Annotated in this window: 15 protein-coding genes; 6 read left to right on the forward strand and 9 right to left on the reverse strand. The window is 72.5% G+C overall.

What is annotated here, in order from left to right; all coding sequences use genetic code 11:
- Window positions 1-75: 75 nt before the first annotated feature.
- The 3 genes from OG218_RS08390 to OG218_RS08400 all read left to right on the forward strand — a co-directional run bounded on the left by OG218_RS08390 (window position 76) and on the right by OG218_RS08400 (window position 3,414).
- Entirely contained in the window at window positions 76-1,152 is a 1,077-nt protein-coding gene (locus OG218_RS08390; RefSeq protein ID WP_328292756.1) for an ABC transporter ATP-binding protein, read from the forward strand.
- Between the two features lie 96 nt (window positions 1,153-1,248).
- Window positions 1,249-2,508: a DUF4032 domain-containing protein gene (locus OG218_RS08395; protein WP_328292757.1), complete on the forward strand. Its 1,260-nt coding sequence runs from the start codon at window positions 1,249-1,251 to the stop codon at window positions 2,506-2,508.
- Between the two features lie 18 nt (window positions 2,509-2,526).
- Window positions 2,527-3,414, forward strand: coding sequence for an NAD-dependent epimerase/dehydratase family protein (locus OG218_RS08400; protein ID WP_328292758.1), 888 nt, complete (start codon window positions 2,527-2,529; stop codon window positions 3,412-3,414).
- Window positions 3,415-3,460: 46 nt separating this feature from the next.
- Here the strand turns inward: OG218_RS08400 and OG218_RS08405 are convergent, their stop codons facing one another.
- The 3 genes from OG218_RS08405 to cysS form a co-directional block, all read right to left on the reverse strand.
- Window positions 3,461-3,961, reverse strand: coding sequence for a MarR family winged helix-turn-helix transcriptional regulator (locus OG218_RS08405; RefSeq protein WP_328292759.1), 501 nt, complete (start codon window positions 3,959-3,961; stop codon window positions 3,461-3,463).
- A gap of 195 nt (window positions 3,962-4,156) precedes the next feature.
- Complete coding sequence (rlmB, locus tag OG218_RS08410) at window positions 4,157-5,122, reverse strand: 23S rRNA (guanosine(2251)-2'-O)-methyltransferase RlmB (RefSeq protein ID WP_328292760.1); 966 nt, start codon at window positions 5,120-5,122, stop codon at window positions 4,157-4,159.
- Window positions 5,122-6,537 carry a cysteine--tRNA ligase gene (cysS, locus tag OG218_RS08415; protein WP_328292761.1) on the reverse strand — a complete coding sequence of 472 codons (1,416 nt, stop codon included), beginning with the start codon at window positions 6,535-6,537 and terminating at the stop codon, window positions 5,122-5,124. Before cysS ends, rlmB begins: the two co-directional genes overlap by 1 nt.
- Before the next feature lie 57 nt (window positions 6,538-6,594).
- Here cysS and OG218_RS08420 point away from each other — a divergent pair, with 57 nt between their 5' ends.
- From OG218_RS08420 to OG218_RS08430, 3 genes are all read left to right on the forward strand, one after another.
- Window positions 6,595-7,689, forward strand: a complete 1,095-nt coding sequence (locus tag OG218_RS08420; RefSeq protein ID WP_328292762.1) for an S-(hydroxymethyl)mycothiol dehydrogenase — start codon at window positions 6,595-6,597, stop codon at window positions 7,687-7,689.
- Entirely contained in the window at window positions 7,686-8,312 is a 627-nt protein-coding gene (locus OG218_RS08425; protein ID WP_328292763.1) for an MBL fold metallo-hydrolase, read from the forward strand. Before OG218_RS08420 ends, OG218_RS08425 begins: the two co-directional genes overlap by 4 nt.
- 94 nt (window positions 8,313-8,406) lie before the next feature.
- Window positions 8,407-9,633: an AI-2E family transporter gene (locus OG218_RS08430; protein ID WP_328292764.1), complete on the forward strand. Its 1,227-nt coding sequence runs from the start codon at window positions 8,407-8,409 to the stop codon at window positions 9,631-9,633.
- Here OG218_RS08430 and OG218_RS08435 read toward each other — a convergent pair.
- Genes OG218_RS08435 through OG218_RS08460 form a run of 6 tightly spaced genes read right to left on the reverse strand, consistent with a single transcriptional unit; the run spans window position 9,630 to window position 18,654 of the window.
- Window positions 9,630-10,298: a TetR/AcrR family transcriptional regulator gene (locus tag OG218_RS08435; protein WP_328292765.1), complete on the reverse strand. Its 669-nt coding sequence runs from the start codon at window positions 10,296-10,298 to the stop codon at window positions 9,630-9,632. The genes OG218_RS08430 and OG218_RS08435 overlap by 4 nt on opposite strands.
- A complete protein-coding gene (locus OG218_RS08440; RefSeq protein ID WP_328292766.1) occupies window positions 10,295-11,980 on the reverse strand; it encodes an allophanate hydrolase in 1,686 nt (561 codons plus the stop codon). The genes OG218_RS08435 and OG218_RS08440 overlap by 4 nt, the downstream gene beginning before the upstream one ends.
- Window positions 11,977-15,585 carry an urea carboxylase gene (gene uca, locus OG218_RS08445; protein ID WP_328292767.1) on the reverse strand — a complete coding sequence of 1,203 codons (3,609 nt, stop codon included), beginning with the start codon at window positions 15,583-15,585 and terminating at the stop codon, window positions 11,977-11,979. Before uca ends, OG218_RS08440 begins: the two co-directional genes overlap by 4 nt.
- Entirely contained in the window at window positions 15,582-16,241 is a 660-nt protein-coding gene (locus tag OG218_RS08450) for an urea amidolyase associated protein UAAP2 (RefSeq protein ID WP_328292768.1), read from the reverse strand. The genes uca and OG218_RS08450 overlap by 4 nt, the downstream gene beginning before the upstream one ends.
- Window positions 16,238-17,065, reverse strand: coding sequence for an urea amidolyase associated protein UAAP1 (locus OG218_RS08455; RefSeq protein WP_328292769.1), 828 nt, complete (start codon window positions 17,063-17,065; stop codon window positions 16,238-16,240). Before OG218_RS08455 ends, OG218_RS08450 begins: the two co-directional genes overlap by 4 nt.
- Window positions 17,062-18,654 carry an APC family permease gene (locus OG218_RS08460; protein ID WP_328292770.1) on the reverse strand — a complete coding sequence of 531 codons (1,593 nt, stop codon included), beginning with the start codon at window positions 18,652-18,654 and terminating at the stop codon, window positions 17,062-17,064. The genes OG218_RS08455 and OG218_RS08460 overlap by 4 nt, the downstream gene beginning before the upstream one ends.
- Between the last annotated feature and the right edge of the window lie 16 nt (window positions 18,655-18,670).

The raw sequence follows: 18,670 nt of genomic DNA on the forward strand, positions 1-18,670 counted from the left end.
ACGCCGCGGACAACTGAACACCTCGTTCCACAACGGATCGTCCGGCACGTACCTGCCGGTGGAAGGATTGACACGATGGCTACGGTCACGTTCGACAAGGCGACGCGCATCTACCCCGGGGGCGACAAGCCCGCCGTGGACGCCCTGGACCTGCACGTCGAGGACGGCGAGTTCCTCGTCCTCGTCGGCCCCTCCGGCTGCGGCAAGTCGACCTCCCTGCGCATGCTCGCCGGTCTCGAGGACGTCAACGGTGGACGCATCCTCATCGGTGACCGCGACGTCACGACGGTTCCCCCGAAGGACCGCGACATCGCGATGGTGTTCCAGAACTATGCGCTGTACCCGCACATGACGGTCGCCGACAACATGGGCTTCGCGCTCAAGATCGCCGGCACCCCCAAGGACGAGATCAAGCGTCGTGTGCAGGAAGCCGCCAAGATCCTCGACCTCGAGGCGTACCTGACCCGCAAGCCGAAGGCCCTCTCCGGTGGTCAGCGTCAGCGTGTCGCCATGGGCCGTGCGATCGTCCGTCAGCCGCAGGTCTTCCTCATGGACGAGCCGCTGTCGAACCTCGACGCCAAGCTGCGCGTGCAGACCCGCACCCAGATCGCGTCGCTGCAGCGTCGCCTCGCCGTCACCACCGTCTACGTGACCCACGACCAGGTCGAGGCCATGACGATGGGCGACCGCGTCGCGGTCCTCAAGGACGGTCTGCTCCAGCAGGTCGACACCCCGCGTCGCATGTACGACCACCCGAACAACGTCTTCGTCGCCGGGTTCATCGGCTCCCCCGCCATGAACCTGCTCACCCTCGACGTCGCCGACGGTGGCGTGAAGTTCGGTGACACCATCCACCCGGTCGAGCGTCACCTGCTCACCAACGCCGGCGACAAGATGACGCTCGGCGTGCGTCCCGAGGACCTGGAGATCGGGACCTCGGGTCTGCCCGTGCAGGTCGAGGTCGTCGAGGAGCTCGGCGCCGACGCCTACATCTACGGTTCGCTGGCCCAGGCGGGCACCGAGGCGCACCAGGTCATCGCGCGCGTCGACGGTCGCCGTCCCCCGGAGAAGGGCTCGACGGTGTACTTCACCCCCAAGCAGGGGCACGTGCACCTGTTCGACCACCAGTCCGGTCTGCGCATCGAGAACTGACGTCCGACGTCCACACGGGGGCCGTCACTCCTGCGGGAGTGACGGCCCTCCGTCGTGGGTGGCGCGGAACGGTCCCGATGTTGAGAGGATGAGCACGTGAGCACCCCGACGGCGGCGTCCCTGCAGATCACGGCCGCCCGCCCGTACCCCGGACTCCTCGACCTCCCCTGGGAGATCCCGCTGGAGGAGTGGCCCGAGGAGCACCTCGCGGCCCTTCCCCGAGGCATCTCCCGCCACATCGTCCGCTTCGTGCGGATCGGGGGCCGCGTCATCGCGGTGAAGGAGACCAACGCCGACATCGCGCACCGCGAGTACCGGATGCTGCGCATGCTCAACCGGCTCGACGTCCCCTCCGTGGCCCCGGTGGCCGTCATCACCGGCCGCGTCGACGCCGACGGCGAGCCGCTGAACGCGGTGCTCGTCACCCGCCACCTGCAGTACTCGCTGCCCTACCGCGCCCTCTACAGCCAGACCCTGCGGCCCGACACCGCCAAGCGCGCCGTCGACGCCCTCGCGGTGCTCCTGGTGAAGCTGCACCTGCTGGGCTTCTACTGGGGCGACGTCTCGTTGTCGAACACCCTCTTCCGCCGCGACGCGGGGGCGTTCGCCGCCTACCTCGTCGACGCCGAGACGGGTGAGCTCTACGACGAGCTCTCCACCGGTCAGCGCGAGTACGACCTCGACCTCGCCCGCACCAACATCGCCGGCGAACTCATGGACGTCGTGGCCTCCGAGGCGCTGGACGCCGACATGGACGAGGTCATCGCGATCGCGGACCGGATCGTGTCGCGTTACCGCGCCCTGTGGGTGGAGCTCACCGAGGCGGAGTCCTTCGAACGGGGTGACCGCTGGCGCGTCGAGGCCCGCATCCGGCGCCTCAACGACCTCGGGTTCGACGTCGGGGAACTGGCGATCACGACCGACATCGACGGGACGTCGGTGCGCATCGAGCCGAAGGTCGTCGACGCCGGTCACCACTCCCGGCGTCTGCTGCGCCTCACCGGTCTGGACGCGGAGGAGAACCAGGCGCGTCGACTGCTCAACGACCTCGACTCCTACGCCGCGGCCACCGCCCGCCAGGGCGAGGACGAGGAGATCGTCGCGCACGACTGGATGGCCGACGTCTTCGAACCCGTGCAGCGGGCCGTCCCCCGCGAGATGCGGGGCAAGCTCGAGGCTGCTGAACTGTTCCACGAGGTGCTGGAACACCGCTGGTACCTCTCCGAACGGGCCGGCCGCGACGTCGGCCTCGAGGAGGCGGTGAACTCCTACGTGGTGGGGGTGCTGCCGCAGAAACCCGACGAACGGGCCGTGCTGGGTGTGGACACCCAGTCGTTCCGGGTCATCGCCGACTGAAGCTCTGGAAGGACCCTCGTGCCTGCTGCCGAGAAACCCCGCGTTGCACTCACCGGCGCGGCCGGCAAACTCGGGCGGGTCGTCTTGCGCGATCTGCTCGACCACGGATACTCCGTCCTCGCCCTGGACCAGGTGCGCCCCGCGAGCCTGCTCGCGGGGGACGACGGGCAGTTCGTCAAGGTCGACCTCGCCGACCACGGCCAGGTCGTGGAGGCGCTGACCGGCCGGATCGAGGAACGCCCCGGCCCCTTCGCCGGGGTCGTGCACCTGGGGGCCATCCCCGCCCCCGGTCTCGCGTCCAACGCCGCGACGTTCCGCAACAACTCCGCCGCGACGTGGAACGTCTTCGACGCGGCGCGCGTCGCGGGCATCGACAACGTCGTGTGGGCCTCGAGCGAGACCGTCCTGGGTCTGCCCTTCGACGCCGCTCCCCCGCCCTACGCCCCCCTCGACGAGGAGTACCGCGTCCGGCCGGAGTCGACGTACTCGTTGGTGAAGGCGCTCGAGGAGGAAATGGCGCACCACTTCTGCCGCTGGAACCCGTCGCTGACGATGACCGGTCTGCGCTTCTCCAACGTCATGCACGTCGAGGACTACGCCCAGTTCCCGTCCTTCGACGCCGACGCGACGCTGCGCAAGTGGAACCTCTGGGGCTACATCGACGCCCGCGACGGCGCCCAGGCCGTGCGCCTGTCGTTGCAGCGCAAGGGTCCCGGCGTCGAGGTGTGCATCGTCGCGAACGCCGACACCGTCATGTCGCGCACGTCGGCGGAGTTGATGGCGGAGGTCTACCCGGGGGTCGAGGTCCGTCACGAGCTCGGTGACCACGAGACGCTGCTCTCGATCGACAAGGCCCGCCGGGTGCTCGGCTACGAACCCGAGCACTCCTGGCGCGACCACGTCTGACCCCGTCCGTGATCTTGCTGGGAGACCCAGCAAGATCACGGTTCGGTCAGGTCTGGCGGGCGAGAGCCGTCGCGGCGAACTTCGCGTCGGGGTCGAGGATGTCGAGCAGCTTTACCATCACCTCGTCGAGCGTGGCGAGGTCGCGCTCGTCGAGCGGGTCGAAGACCAGCTGACGGACCCGCTCGACGTGTCCGGGCGCGGCGGTGACGACCTTCTGGAAGCCGGCGTCGGTGAGGACGGCGACCTGACCGCGGCCGTCGTTGGGGCTCTTCTCGCGGCGGACCCAGCCGTCCTTCTCCAGCCGGCTCACCACGTGGGAGATCCGGGAGGGGCTCGCGTTGGAGCGGGCGCCGAGTTCGCTCATCCGCAGGCTGCGCCCCGGTTCCTCCGACAGCATCGCCAGCGTGAGGTAGGCCGTCTTGGTGAGGTCCGCGTCGCGTTGCAGCTGAGCGTCGAGGGCGGCGGGCAGTAGTTCCATGAGCGCGCTGAGCCGCAGCCACACCCGGCGTTCGTCGGTGGAGAGCCAGCGAGGCGTCTGCTCGGTCATCCGGCCATCGTAGCAGATAGTTTCATCTTCAACTAACTCAGACGATGAGGTCCCGGTCGTTCACGGCGGGATCTGACCCAGTGAACACCCCGGACGGACGAACCGCACGTCGTCCCGACGACCCGGCCGGGCCGACGGCGGTGTCCCGCAGCGCGGCTCCGGGGCGGAGAGTGTCCTCTCCACCCCGGAGGAGGATCAGCGGTGGCGCGCGACCTCGTAGAGGGCGATACCGGCGGCGACACCGGCGTTGAGCGACTCGAAGGCGCCGGCCATCGGGATGCTGACGACCTGGTCGCACTTCTCGCGCACGAGGCGCGACAACCCGGCGCCCTCGGCGCCGACGACGAGGACGATCGGGCCGTCGGCCAGCTTCAGCTGGGGCAGCAGGACGTCACCCTCGGCGTCGAGACCGACGACGAACAGACCGGCCTTCTGGTACTCCTCGATCGCGCGGACGAGGTTCGTCGCCCGCGCGACGGGGGTGCGGGCCGCGGCACCGGCCGACGTCTTCCACGCCGAGGCGGTCATGCCGGCCGCCCGACGTTCGGGGACGACGACACCGTGACCGCCGAACGCGGCGACGGAACGGACGACGGCCCCGAGGTTGCGGGGGTCGGTCACGCCGTCGAGCGCGACGATCAACGCGGGACGTCCCGAGTGCGAGGCCCGGTCCAGCAGGTCCATCGGGTGCTTGTAGTTGTACGGCGGGACCGTGGCCGCCACGCCCTGGTGGACGGCGTTCTCGGTGTGGCGGTCGAGTTCCTGACGCGACGCCTCGAGCAGGGGGATGCCCTTGTTCCCGGCGGTGGAGAGGATCTCCTTGATCCGCTCGTCCGACTCGACCCCGGACGCCACGTAGATGCCGGTGATCGGCAGTTCCGCGCGCAGCGCCTCGACGATGGAGTTGCGGCCCGCGATCCACTCCGTCTCGCCGGAGGGTTTGCGCCGCGTCGGCGGACGACCGCCGGGACGGGCGTTCGTCGTCGCCGCCCGGTGGGCCGCCTTGCCGGCCGCCTTCGCCGCCGGGTGGTAGGGACGCTCGGTCGCCTTCGGCGTCGGCCCCCTCCCCTCGAGGCTTCGGCGGTTCTTGCCCCCGGAGCCCCCGGTCGGACCCTTCTTGCCCTTGCTGACAGCGCCGCGACGCTGAGAGTTCCCTGCCACTAGTGCTCACCCTCCAGAACCCACCGAGCCCCGGTGGGGGTGTCCTCGATCACGATGCCCGCATCCTTCAGGGAATCGCGCACCGCGTCGGCGGTGGCGAAGTCCCGTGCGGCACGGGCGGTTGCCCGGTCGTCGAGCCGTGCGCGCACCAGCACGTCCAGTGCGGTGCGCGCGGTGTCCGTTCCGCCTGCCTGCGAGGCCCACGGTTCCGCGAACGGGTCCAGGCCCAGCACGTCCAGGCCGGCCCGGACCTGTTCGTAGGCGCTCCTCAGCGCCGCGTCGTCACCCGCCGCGAGGGCGGAGTTGCCCGCCCGCGCCGTGTCGTGCAGGACCGCGAGCGCCGCGGGGGTCGCCATGTCGTCGTCCATCGCCGCGGCGAACCCGGCGGAGACGTTCGCGACGGCGGTCCGGCCGAGGCGTTCGGCGGCCCGGCGCACGAAACCCTCCAGCCGCGAGTAGGCGGCCTCGGCCTCCACGAGGGAGTTCTCGGAGTACTCCAGGTGCGTGCGGTAGTGCCCGGCGACGAGGTAGTAGCGCAGCACGACCGCGCGGTGGGTCGCCAGCAGGTGCGGGACGCCGAGGACGTTGCCGAGCGACTTGCTCATCTTCTCGCCGGACATCGTGACGAAGTAGTTGTGCAGCCAGTAGTTCGCGAACCCGTCGCCGGCGGCACGCGACTGGGCCTGCTCGTTCTCGTGGTGCGGGAAGCGCAGGTCGAGGCCGCCGCCGTGGATGTCGAAGCGGGGGCCGAGGTAGCGCCCGGCCATGGCCGAGCACTCCAGGTGCCAGCCGGGCCGGCCCGGGCCCCACGGCGTCGGCCAGGACGCCGTCGCGGGTTCGCCGTCCTTGCGTCCCTTCCAGAGGGCGAAGTCGCGGGCGTCGCGCTTGCCGCGGGGGTCGGCGTCGCCGGCCGGTTCCATGTCGTCGAGCTTCTGGTGGGTGAGCTCGCCGTAGTGCGGCCAGGAGCGCACGTCGAAGTAGACGTCGCCCGAACCGTCGCCCGCGGCGTAGGCGTGACCACGCTCGATCAGGCGCCCGATCAGCTCGACCATCTCGGTGACGTGGCCGGTGGCGCGGGGCTCGACCGTGGCGGGCAGGACGCCGAGGGCGTCGTAGGCGGCGCCGAACTCGCGCTCGAAGCGGTACGCGTGGGCCCACCACTCCGTCCCCGCCTCGGCGGCCTTGGTGAGGATCTTGTCGTCGATGTCGGTGACGTTGCGGACCATCGTCACGGCGTAGCCGCTGCGGGTCAGCCACCGGCGCAGGACGTCGAAGGCGACCTGGGCGCGGACGTGGCCGAGGTGGGGTGACCCCTGCGGCGTCGCGCCGCAGACGTAGATGCCGACCTGCCCGGGGACGAGCGGCGCGAACTCGCGCACCGCGCCGGCGGCGCTGTCGTGCAGGTGGAGGGTCACGGACTCCAGGATACCGGGGCTCGCGCTGTCTCCGAGCCCGTCGTTAGTGTCCTTCCCATGGCTTGGACCGTTCCCGGAGTGATCTCGCGCGCCAAGGGCGCCCCCGTCGAGACCGTCAACATCGTGGTACCCGACCCGATCGCCGGTGAGGTCGTCGTCGACGTCGCGGCGTGCGGGGTCTGCCACACCGACCTGCATTACCGCGAGGGCGGGATCAACGACGACTACCCGTTCCTGCTAGGCCACGAGGCCGCCGGCACCGTCTCCGCGATCGGCGAGGGCGTCACGAACGTCACGATCGGCGACACCGTCGTCCTCAACTGGCGTGCGGTGTGCGGGCAGTGCCGCGCCTGCAAGCGGGGCCGGCCGCAGTACTGCTTCGCCACCCACAACGCGTCGCAGAAGATGACGCTGACCGACGGGACCCCGCTCTCCCCCGCGCTGGGCATCGGCGCCTTCACCCCCAAGACCCTCGTCGCGGCCGGTCAGGCCACCAAGGTCGACGCCGGGATCGATCCCGCCGTCGCGGGGCTGCTGGGCTGCGGGGTCATGGCCGGGATCGGCGCGGCGGTCAACACCGCCCCCGTCCAGCGCGGCGACACCGTCGCCGTCATCGGCTGCGGCGGGGTGGGGTGCGCGGCGATCGCGGGCGCCGTCCTGGCCGGGGCCCGTCGGGTCATCGCCGTCGACCTCGACGACAAGAAGCTCGGGTGGGCGCAGCAGCTCGGCGCGACGCACACCGTGAACTCGCGGGGGCTCTCCGAGGACGAGGTCGTCACGGCCGTGCAGGACCTCACCGACTCCTTCGGCGCGGACGTCGTCATCGACGCCGTGGGCCGCCCGGAGACGTGGCGGCAGGCGTTCTACGCCCGCGACCTCGCCGGCACCGTCGTGCTCGTCGGCGTCCCGACGCCGGAGATGCAGCTCGAGGTGCCGCTGCTGGACGTGTTCGGTCGCGGCGGGGCGCTGAAGTCGTCCTGGTACGGCGACTGCCTGCCCGAGCGGGACTTCCCGCAGCTGCTGGAGCTGCACGCGAACGGCCGGCTGCCGCTGGACGCGTTCGTGTCCGAGCGGATCGGGCTCGGCGACGTCGAGGAGGCCTTCGCGACCATGAAGTCCGGTGACGTGCTCCGCTCGGTCGTGATCCTGTGAGCGCGCGGATCGAGCACCTCGTCACGTCCGGGACGTTCTCCCTCGACGGGCAGACCTTCGACGTGGACAACAACGTGTGGATCCTCGGCGACGACCGCGAGGTCGTCGTCCTGGACGCCCCCCACGACCCGGACGCCATCGCGGCCGCCGTGGGCGAGCGCACGGTCCTCGCGGTGCTGTGCACGCACGCTCACGACGACCACGTCCGGCAGGCACCGGCTCTCGCGCAACGCTTCGGTGCGCCGATCCTGCTGCACCCCGCCGACCGCGAGGTCTGGGAACTCACCCACCCGGGCGTCCCCACGACCGACCTGTCCAACGGGGAGATCGTCACCGTCGCCGGGACCGAGCTGCACGTCCTGCACACCCCCGGGCACACCCCGGGGGCGGTGAGCGTCTACGCACCCGAGCTGTCGACGGTCTTCACGGGCGACACCCTCTTCGCGGGCGGCCCGGGGGCGACCGGACGGTCGTTCTCGAGCTTCGCCACGATCATCGACTCGATCCGCGACGTGCTCTTCGAACTCCCTGCCGACACCCGCGTCCACACCGGCCACGGCGACGACACGACCATCGGCGACGAGTCCCCGCACCTGCAGGAGTGGATCACCCGCGGCCACTGACCCCTCCGGCCTGCGATCGTGCCGAGGACCCGGCACGATCGCAGGTCGGGAGGTGCGGGGTGCCCAACCGTGCTTCTCCTGAGAGCATCCCCGGGTGAGTGATCAGCAGGACAGCCCGCCCACCGCCTCCTCGCGCGGTCCGCGGGAGCGCCCGACCCGGGTCGTCGAACGAGGGATCAACGAGGCGTCGCGCTGGGCGTTGCGCCTGCTGATCCTGGGCATCGGGTTCGCCGGCCTGATCTGGCTGCTCGGCAAGGGGTGGTCGCTGCTGCTGCCGCTGCTGCTCGCGATCCTGCTCAGCGCGATCCTGTGGCCGCTGGCCCAGGTGCTGCGCGCGGTGATGCCGCGCTCGCTGGCCGCTCTCGTCTCGATCGTGCTGCTCATCGCCGTGGTGGTCGGGATCTTCGCCGCGCTCATCCCCAACGTCGCCGGTCAGGCCGGGGACGTCGCCGACTCCGCGGTCGCCGGGTTGGACAAGGTGCAGGTCTGGGTCACCGGACCCCCGCTGAACCTGGGCGACGACCAGATCGGCAACCTCATCGACCAGGGCATCACCGAGCTGCAGACCAACGCGCAGAGCATCGCGCTCAGCGTCGTCGGCGGTGTCGGCACCATCGGGGCGAGCGTCGGGTCCGGGCTGGTGACGTTCCTGCTCGTCCTCGTCCTCGCGTTCTTCTGCCTCTCCGACGGCGACCGGCTGCTGCCGTGGTCGCGTCGGTGGCTGAGCGAGGGCGCGCACCGCCACGTCACCGCGCTGGGCGGCCGGGTGTGGGCGGCGATCCGCGGTTACATCCTGTCCCAGGCGGCCGTGGCCCTCGTGGACGCCGTGTTCATCGGCGTCGGGATGGCCATCGTCGGGGTGCCGTTCGCCCTGCCGCTGGCCGTCGCGATCTTCTTCGCCGCGTTCATCCCCATCGTCGGCGCCGTCGCGACGGGCGTGCTGGCCGTGCTCGTCGCCCTGGTCACCCTCGGCTGGGTGCAGGCGCTGATCGTCCTCGGGATCGTCCTGCTGGTCCAGCAGCTGGAGGGCAACGTCCTGCAGCCGCTGCTGGTCGGCCGTTCGCTCGCGCTGCACCCGGCGGTGGTCATCGGGTCGGTGACCGTCGGCGGGACCCTGTTCAGCATCACGGGGGCCTTCCTCGCCGTACCGGTCGCGGCCATCGTGACCGTGGTCCTGCGCTACGTGCACCACGAGCTCGTCCCCGACGAGCCGGAGAACCCGAACGTCCACGAGGGCTCGAGGAAGCGACGACGTCGCGTCCCGTCGCCGGACGACGCCCCCACCGAGGCGACCACCCCGACGGAACCCGACCCCGCTTAGCGCAGCGAGCCGGCCAGCCCCGAACGCGCCCGGTCGCCGCCCCGAGCGGCGGCCGCGGCGCGTTCGCCGTGCAGGCCCAGAGCGCCGAGGCAGGTGAGCGCGACCTGCTCCGCGAGACCCGGCGTCGGGGGCAGCGTCGCCACCATCTCCACCAGGTGCAGGCAGGCGTGGCCGGCCACCTCCGCCGACACCGGGTGGCCGGCGGGCAGGAGCTCCCGCGCCAGGTCGCAGTAGACCGCCAGCAGCTGCCGGCGGTGCTCGCGGAACTCCTCGAACCGGGGCTGCTGCACCTCCGGCGCGACGTAGAGCGCCGCGATCCCCAACGGTCCCGCCAGCAACGTCGCGACGTCGACGACGACGAGGGCGTGCAGCGCCGCCGCCGGGTCCGGGGCCGCCGAACGCAACGCGTCGACGACGTCCAGGGTCGGGCGGACCGAGGCCTCCAGCAGTTCCAGCAGGATCTCGTCCTTGCCGGCGAAGTGGTAGTACAGCGACGCCTGCCGGATCCCCACCCGGTCGGCGATCGCCCGCGTCGACGTCGCCGCGTAGCCGGACTCCCCGAACAACGCCGCCGCCGCGTCCAGGATCTCCTGGCGCGCCGAGCGACCGGAACCGTCCCCCGCGCGGGTGCGCGGACGACCCACCCGACCCGCACCGCTGCTCACGGCGCCGATGCTGCCACCACCGCCCGCGACGCCGGGCCCCGGGCGTGCTGCGCCGCGGGCCAGGACCCGAACCCGGTGATCTCCTCCGCGCCCTGCAGCGCCGCGGGTTCGGCCAGGAACCCGCGCACGGTCGAGGCGTCCTCGAGGGTCACCGTCCCGATCGTCATCGGTTGCGGCAGCCCCGCCACGAACGTCCCGAACCCGGCCGCGGGCAGGCGCCACACCTCCCCGGCGATCGAGGCCCCGTCGGCGTCGCGCACCATGCCCGGCTTCGGCGGGGCGGTGTCGAGGGCGAAGAGCCGGTACTGCGGGGCCGTCCGCACGGCGCGGACCAGGGTGGCGCCCGCGGCGACGAGCTGGTGGTTCAGCGGGTGCCCCGACAGGTGCGCCCCGACCACCAGCAGGTCCACCGACGGGTTCGCCCACCGCGCCGCCAGGACCGCGAGCGAGCGGTCGCTGAACGCCGGACCGGTGAGCATGACCCCGAACGGCAACCCGTCCACGGTCCCCGCCGGGACGGCGAGGGAGGCCAGGTCGAGCAGGTTCGCGAAGTTCGTGAACCGCCCCATCCGGGAGTTCGCCCCCACCGGGTCGGCCGCCACCTCCGCCAGGGTGGGGTGCCACGTCGTCGTCGGGGTGAGCAGGGCGTCGAACCCCGCCAGGAGCTCGCGGGAACGGGCCGCGAGGACGTCGAGGCGCTCGCGGTCGCGGAAGACCTCGACGGCGCTCACCGACTCCCCGGCCGCCACGATCGCCGCGACGGTGGGGTCGAGGTCGGTGCCGACGAGTTCGGGGTGGGCCGCGACGTGCGCGCCCACGGCCGCCGTCCGCTCGGCGACGAACGCACCGCCGTAGAGCAGGCCCGCGACCTCGAGCAGCGGGGCGATGTCCAGTTCCACGACCTCGGCGCCGCTCGCGCGGACCCCCGCGACGCAGGTCGCGAACGCCTCGGCCCACCCCTCGGCCAGCCCCGCCAGGTGCTCCGGGGTGGGGACGGCGATCCGCGGTCGTGCGGGTGGGGCGGGCAGCGGTTCGTCCACCCGGGCCAGGGGGTCGAGGCCGTCGGGTCCCGTGAGGAGTTCCGCCGTGCGCCGGGCCAGGTCGAGGTCGCGGGCGAAGACGGTGACGCAGTCGATGCTCCGGCACGCCGGGACCACCCCGGTCGTGGGGACCAGACCGCGGGTCGGTTTCACCCCGACGATCCCGTGCAACGCGGCGGGGACCCGTCCCGACCCCGCGGTGTCGGTGCCCAGGGCGACGTCGACCAGCCCCAGGGCGACGGCCACGGCGGAACCCGAGCTCGACCCGCCGGAGATCCGGTCCGGGGCGAAGGCGTGCCGGACCGCCCCGTGCGGGCTGCGGGTCCCCACGAGGCCGGTCGCGAACTGGTCGAGGTTGGTCTTGCCCAGGACGAGGGCCCCCGCGGCCCGCAGCCGGGCGACGGCCGTGGCGTCGCCCGACGGGGCGTAGGCGAAGGACGGGGCTCCTGCGGTGGTCGCCAGACCGGCGACGTCGATGTTGTCCTTCACCGCGACGAGGACGCCGGCCAGCGGCGCGTCCCGGTCGACGCCGGCGGCCTCCGCGAGCACGTCCTCGAGCGGGCGCAGGCTGATCCAGACCTCCGGGCGGTCGACGGCGGCGATGCGGGCGTAGGCGTCACGCACCTTCTGCTCGAGGTTCACGCGGCGACCTCCTGGGCGGGACGGACGGCGAAGAGGACCTGGCCGGCGGTGACGGCCTCCCCGGGTCTCACGTAGATCTCGAGCAGTTCCCCGTCGGCGGGTGCGGTCACGGCGGTCTCCATCTTCATGGCCTCCAGGGCGAGGACGCGGTCCCCGTCGGTGAGGGTCGCGCCGGGTTCGGCGGACACCTGCCAGACGGTCGCGGCGAACGGGGCCGGCACCCCCACCGCACCGGCGGGGAGGTCGACCGGCCCGGCCGCGACGGCGGGAGCGGGTTCGGGGCGGACGTCGAACTCCCCCGAGGCGCGCCAGCGTTCCTTCTCGGCCGCGAACGCGGCGGCCTGCTGGGCGCGGAAGACCTCGATCTCGCCCGCGTTCTCGGCGAGGAAGCGTTCGTGCTCGGCGAGGGAGAACTCGCCCTCCTCCGTCTCGAACTCCCCCCGGCCGGCGTCGGTCTCCGCCCGCAGTTCGAGCAGTTCCTCGGCGGACACCGGGTACCACTCGATGCGGTCGAAGAACCGGAGTGCCCAGGGGGCGTCCTGGAACAACCCACCGCGCCGGAACCGGTTCCAGACCTGGACCGTGCGGCCCACGAACTGGTAACCGCCGGGTCCCTCCATGCCGTAGACGCAGAGGTAGGCCCCGCCGATGCCGACGGAGTTCTCCGCCGTCCACGTCCGCGCGGGGTTGTACTTGGTCGTGACGAGGCGGTGCCGCGGGTCGAGCGGGGTCGCCACCGGGGCGCCGAGGTAGACGTCCCCCAGGCCGAGCACCAGGTACTGCGCGTCGAAGACCGTCCGGAAGACGTCGTCGACGGAGCCGAGACCGTTCATCCGGGCGATGAACTCGAGGTTCGACGGGGTCCACGGGGCGTCGTCGCGGACCCCCGTCATGTACCGCTCGATCGCGAGCTTCGTCGCGGGGTCGTCCCAGGACAGCGGCAGCCGGACCCGGCGCGAGGGGACGACGAGGTCGTGGGTCGCGGGGAGGGCGTCGTCGAGTTCCCGCAGCAGCCCGACGAGCTGCGAGGCCCGCAGCACCGAGGCGTCGGTGTGGACCTGCAGCGAGCGGATCCCCGGCGTCACGTCGAGGATCCCGGCGGGGCGGTGGGCGTCGAAAACCCGCATGAGCGCGTGCACCCGCATCCGCAACCCGAGGTCGAGCACCTGCTCGCCGAACTCCACGAGCAGGTTGTCGTCGCCGTCGCGGCGGTAGGTCACCGCGGGACGCCCGGGGGCGGCCGGAACCCGGGCCAGGACACCGTCGTCCCCGTCGCCCGCGAGGTCACGCAGGTCGTTGCGCTGCAGCCGGGGCCGGGCGGCGTCCACCTCGCGGACGGGGTGGAAGCGCACGCGGTCCCCCGGTCGCAGTTGCCCCAGCTTCCACAGGTCCCCCGAGGCCACGACGGCGGGGCACACGAAACCCCCCAGCGAGGGTCCGTCGGGGCCGAGCAGGATCGGGGTGTCCCCGGTGAAGTCGACGGCACCGACGGCGTAGGGGGTGTCGTGGATGTTGGAGGGGTGCAGCCCCGCCTCGCCGCCGTCGCTGCGGGCCCAGCGCGGGCGTGGCCCGATGAGCCGGACCCCCGTGCGCGCGGAGTTCAGGTGCACCTCGTAGTCGGTGGCGTAGAACTCGTCGAGGTCGGCGCGGGTGAAGAACTCCGGGGCGGCGTGCGGGCCTTCGGTGACCGCGATCCGCCACTCCCCCGTGTACTCGGGGCGGCGCTCGAGCGGGACCGGGCCGGCGATCCGGGAGAACCCGGTCCCCTCGGGAACCCCGGGACGCAGGACGTCGCCGGCCTGCAGCGCACGGCCGCCGTGGCCACCGAAACCCCCGAGCGTGAACGTCGAGGAACTGCCCAGGTACTGCGGCACGTCGAGACCGCCCCGGACCGCGAGGGCCAGGCGCAACCCCGGACCCGCCGCCGTGCCGACGCTCAGCACCGAACCGGCGGCCACCTCGAGGGGTTCCCACATCGCGACCTCGACGCCGTCGACGCTCACCGGCGCGGGAGCCCCGGTCACGCACACGACCGACGCGGTGGAGAACCGCAACGTCGGGCCGGTGGCGGTGATCTCGAGACCGGGTGCACCCACGGGGTTCCCGACCGCGAGGTTCGCCTCGCGCAGTGAGAGCGGGTCCATGGGCCCCGACGGCGGGACCCCGACCTGCCAGTGCCCGAGCCGGCCCGGCAGGTCCTGGACCGTGGTCATGGCCCCGGGGGCGAGGACGTCGATGCGCGGGTCCGGGTCCTCGGTGACGTCGAGGGTCGAGGTGGAGTGCGCGGCGCAGCGCAGCGGCAACTCGTCCACGAGGTGACGCAGCAGGCCGAGGTTGGTGACGACGCCGTCGATCCGACTGCCCTGCAACGCCTCACCCAGCAGGTCGAGGGCCGCGTCGCGGCCGGGGGCGGAGGCGATCACCTTCGCCAGCATCGGGTCGTAGAACGGGGTCACCTCCAGCCCGGTCTCGATCCAGCCGTCGACCCGCACCCCGGACAGTTCCGGGAACTCCGCCCGCGTCACCAGACCCGGGCTGGGGGCGTTCTGCTTCGCCGGGTCCTCGGCGTAGACGCGGGCCTCGACCGCGACGCCCCGCGGTGCCCACTCGCGCTCGAACACGTCGGTCACGGCGGGGTCGGTGTGACCGTCGCGGGCGAGGCGGAGCATGAGGTCGACGAGGTTGACGCCGTAGGCGAGTTCGGTCACGGGGTGCTCGACCTGCAGCCGGGTGTTGACCTCGAGGAACGCCGCCTCCTCGCGCACCGGGTCGTAGACGAACTCCACGGTCCCGGCGGAGCGGTAGCGCACCGAGGCCATGAGCCCGGCGGCCGTGGTGGCGATCTCGGCGCGGACCGCGGCGGGCAGCGCGGGGGCGGGAGCCTCCTCGATCACCTTCTGGTTGCGACGCTGCAACGAGCAGTCGCGGTCACCGATGACGGCGATCCGGCCCTGACCGTCGCCGAACACCTGGACCTCGACGTGGCGGGCCGGGCGGACCAGGCGTTCGAGGAACACCCCGGCCGAGCCGAAACTCGCCGTCGCCTGCCGGACGACGCGGTCGTAGGCGTCGCGCACCTCCTCGACGGTGGCGCAGGCCTGCATGCCGATCCCGCCGCCACCACCGGTGGCCTTGAGCATGACCGGCAGGCCGACGGTCTCGGCCGCGGCGACGGCCTCCTCGACCGAAGCCAGCAGCCCCGTCCCGGCGAGCAGCGGGACTCCGGCGGCCGCGGCGAGTTCCCGGGCAGTGTGCTTGCTGCCGAACTTCGTGATCTGGTCCGGGGTGGGTCCGACGAACGCCAGCCCCGCGTCCTCGCAGGCCCGGGCGAACCCGACGTTCTCGGAGAGGAACCCGTACCCGGGGTGCACGGCTCCGGCGCCGGTGCCGAGGGCGGCCTGCAGGATCGCGTCGGTGCGCAGGTAGGACTCCCGCGCCGGCGCGGGCCCGAGGCGGACGGCCGTGTCGGCCTCGCGGACGTGCGGCGCGGCCCGGTCGGCGTCGGAGAACACCGCGACGGTGCGCAGCCCGAGGGCGCGGGCGGAGCGCTGGATCCGGCGGGCGATCTCGCCGCGGTTGGCGATCAGCAGGGTGTCGAAGCTCACGAGGGAACCGTCACGATCATGCGCAGGGGCGTGGGGTCGAAGTCGTTGCAGGGGTTGTTGACCTGGGGGCAGTTGGACACCACGACGAGGACGTCGACCTCGGCCCGCACGGCGACGCGCTTGCCCGGACCGGAGATCCCGTCGACGATCCCGAGGGAACCGTCGGCCTCGACCGGGACGTTCATGAACCAGTTGAGGTTCGACACCAGGTCCCGCGCGTCGAGGCCGTTGCGGGCACCCTCGGCGAGGAAGTTCTCCCGGCACCCGTGCTGGTGGGCCGTGTGGTGGCCGTAGCGCAGGGTGTTGGACTCCTTGCCGCAGGCGCCGCCGATGGTGTCCTGGCGTTCCACCTCGTTGCCGACGACCGTCATCAGCGGGTTCCCGTACTGGCTGCGCAGCACGGTGCCGGTCCGGACGTAGGCGTTGCCCTGCCAGGCCAGGGTGTCGGGAACGCTGTAGCGCTCGGACCGGTCGGCGTCGGCGAAGACCAGGCAGTCCGCGGACTGGTTGCCACCGACGTCGACGATCGTGAGCACGTGCCCGGCGCGCACGACGGCCGACCACGGGGCACGGGCGGCGACCCGGTCGTCGCGGACGACCTCGCCCTCCACCAGCGGGGAACCCCAGTCCCAGCGGGTTCGCGTCGTGACGGTCATCGTGCCTCCACGTGGTCCAGGGTGTTCAGGTACGCGCGGTGCAGTTCCGGCGTCGCGGTGAACCGCGCGTCGGCCGGGCCGGTGGGGGTGCTGCGCCACGCGTGCACCCGCAGCGGGCCCACGGTGAACTCCGGGCGCGGGTCCAGCGGGTGCGCGGTGTTCGCGACGAGGACGGTCAGCGGCATCTCGGCCAGCAGGTCGAGGGAGGTCCCCGGACCGGCGGAACCCAGCCAGCGGAAGCTCCCGTCCTCCTCGACCCGCACGCCCTGGAAGAACGACACCGAGGGGGGCAGGTCGCGCGGGCCGAGGCCCTGCTTGCTCGCGGCCAGGGTGAGCAGACCGCGGCCGGAGGGGCTCGGTCCCTCCGGAGCCGCGTCGCCGTACTTCCGCACGTTCCAGGCGTCGGAGGTGGTGCCGCAGAACGCGTCGTGCCGGCCGGCGGAGTCGGCGACGACGGTCGCGAGGACCCGGCCGTCACCGGAGAGCAACGGGTGTCCGGCACCGAGGTAGGCCTGCCACGGGATCTTCTGGGTGTCGGCGACGTTCAGCCGTTCCCACGGGGACAGGGCCGAGAGCAGCACGACGTTCGCGCAGGCGTCGCCGGTGACGTCGGTGAGACGGATCCGGGTCCCGCGGGCCAGCACCTTGGAGGTGTAGCCACCCGGCGCGACGGTCTCGGCCCACGTGAGGTCCGCGGGGTCGACGTCGTCGGGGGCGAACGGTGAGCTCGAGGCGGGCAGGTAGGGCATCCACTCGGCGGTGGCGCCGGCCTGGGCGCGCGCGTCACCGCGGGCGGCCAGCACGGTCGAGGTGTCGCGGATCACGCGGGTTCCTCCACGGGGTGGGGGCGGGCGCCGGCGACCTGCCGGGCGCCCAGGACGATGGGCCCCTGGTGGCGGACCCGGTTGCGACGGTGGACGAAGAACCCGACCACCAGGGTGGTGGCGATGAAGAGCAGCGCGCTGTACTGCAGCCACCAGGTGCCGTCGGTGAGGTCGTAGACGGCGGCGCGCGGCCAGGCGAGGTTCACGACCATGACGACCTGGTAGGCGACGGCCAGGACGTTGACGACGATCCCGAACCGGCCGAGGGAGAACAGCGGCCGGCCGAACTCGTCGACCCCGTCGGGCAGGCCGCCCCGGAACCGGCGCACGAGGAGCGGCACCGTCACCCCGAGGTAGGCCAGGTAGAGCATCGCGATGCAGAGGCTGGCGAGAGCGGTGAAGACGGCGCTCTGGTGCCAGTTCACGGCCAGCGCGATCGCCGCCCCGGCCCCGACGAGCACCGAGGCGCCGATGGGGGTGCCGGTGCGCGGCGACACGCGACCCAGCACGTTCGCGAAGGGGAACGCCCGCTCCCTCGCCATCGAGTAGACCATCCGCGACCCGGAGGTCTGGACGGCCAGGGTGCAGACCGCGACGGCGATCGCGACGCAGACGAGGAGGAGCCGGCCGCCGACGTCGCCGAGGCGGGAGGTGAGGACGTAGGCGAGGCCCTGCGAGGCGAGGGTCCCGTCGGTGAGGCTGGGGGCGGCGACGAGTCCGGCGATCAGCAGCAGCGCCCCACCGACGCCGGAGACGACCAGGGCCCGCACGATCGTCCGGGGCGTCGTGGCCCGCGGGGCGTGGGTCTCCTCGGAGAGTTCCCCGGCGGAGTCGAAACCGACCATGACGTAGGCGGCCATGAGGGAACTCGCGAGCCACATCGAGAGGTAGGGGCCGTCCGCCGCACCCGTCGTGGTGGTGACGACCGCCGGGCCGCGTTCGGCGTGGGCGAAGAGCGCGACGACCAGGGCGATGACGCCGACGATCTCGATGGCGACGCCGGCGGAGGTGATGACGGCCATCAGCCGGACCCCGATGACGTTGATCGCGGTGGTGACGACCAGGAGCAGGAGGCCGAGGACGACCGCGTTCTGCGCCCCTGTCGCGGACGTCGGCGCGGAGTCCGCACCGGGACCGCCGACGAGCTGGAACCCGGACCAGACGCTCGGCAGGACGGCCTGCAGCGCGATGGCGGCGGTGGCCACCGTGAGGACCTGGCCGACGACCATGACCCACCCGGTGAACCAGCCGAAGTCGGTGCCCGCCAACCGGCTCGACCACTGGAACACCGCACCCGAGATCGGGTACCGCGCAGCGAGTTCCGCGAAGCAGAGGGCGACGAGGAGTTGACCGGCGAACACCGTCGGCCAGGTCCAGAAGAAACCCGCCCCGCCGAAGCTGAAACCGAGACCGAACAGCTGGAACACCGTCGTGAGGATCGACACGAAGGAGAAACCGGCGGCGAACGAGGCGAACGGTCCGACGCTGCGGTGCAGCTGCTGGCCGTAGCCGAACCGGCCGAGGTCACCGGTCTCGGAACCCCGACCGTCGCCGGCGCCGGGGTGCGTGCGTGGTGCGGGAACGGTCATCAGTCGGGCCTTCCGC

This window comes from Kineococcus sp. NBC_00420 (assembly GCF_036021035.1).
Taxonomy (GTDB): Bacteria; Actinomycetota; Actinomycetes; order Actinomycetales; family Kineococcaceae; genus Kineococcus.

Bases quoted from the DNA above. Each gene is read 5' to 3' on its own strand.
- OG218_RS08460 (WP_328292770.1), bottom strand. From the start codon at position 18,654: ATGACCGTTCCCGCACCACGCACGCACCCCGGCGCCGGCGACGGTCGG.
- OG218_RS08405 (WP_328292759.1), bottom strand. From the start codon at position 3,961: ATGACCGAGCAGACGCCTCGCTGGCTCTCCACCGACGAACGCCGGGTG.
- OG218_RS08390 (WP_328292756.1), top strand. From the start codon at position 76: ATGGCTACGGTCACGTTCGACAAGGCGACGCGCATCTACCCCGGGGGC.
- OG218_RS08420 (WP_328292762.1), top strand. From the start codon at position 6,595: ATGGCTTGGACCGTTCCCGGAGTGATCTCGCGCGCCAAGGGCGCCCCC.
- OG218_RS08450 (WP_328292768.1), bottom strand. From the start codon at position 16,241: ATGACCGTCACGACGCGAACCCGCTGGGACTGGGGTTCCCCGCTGGTG.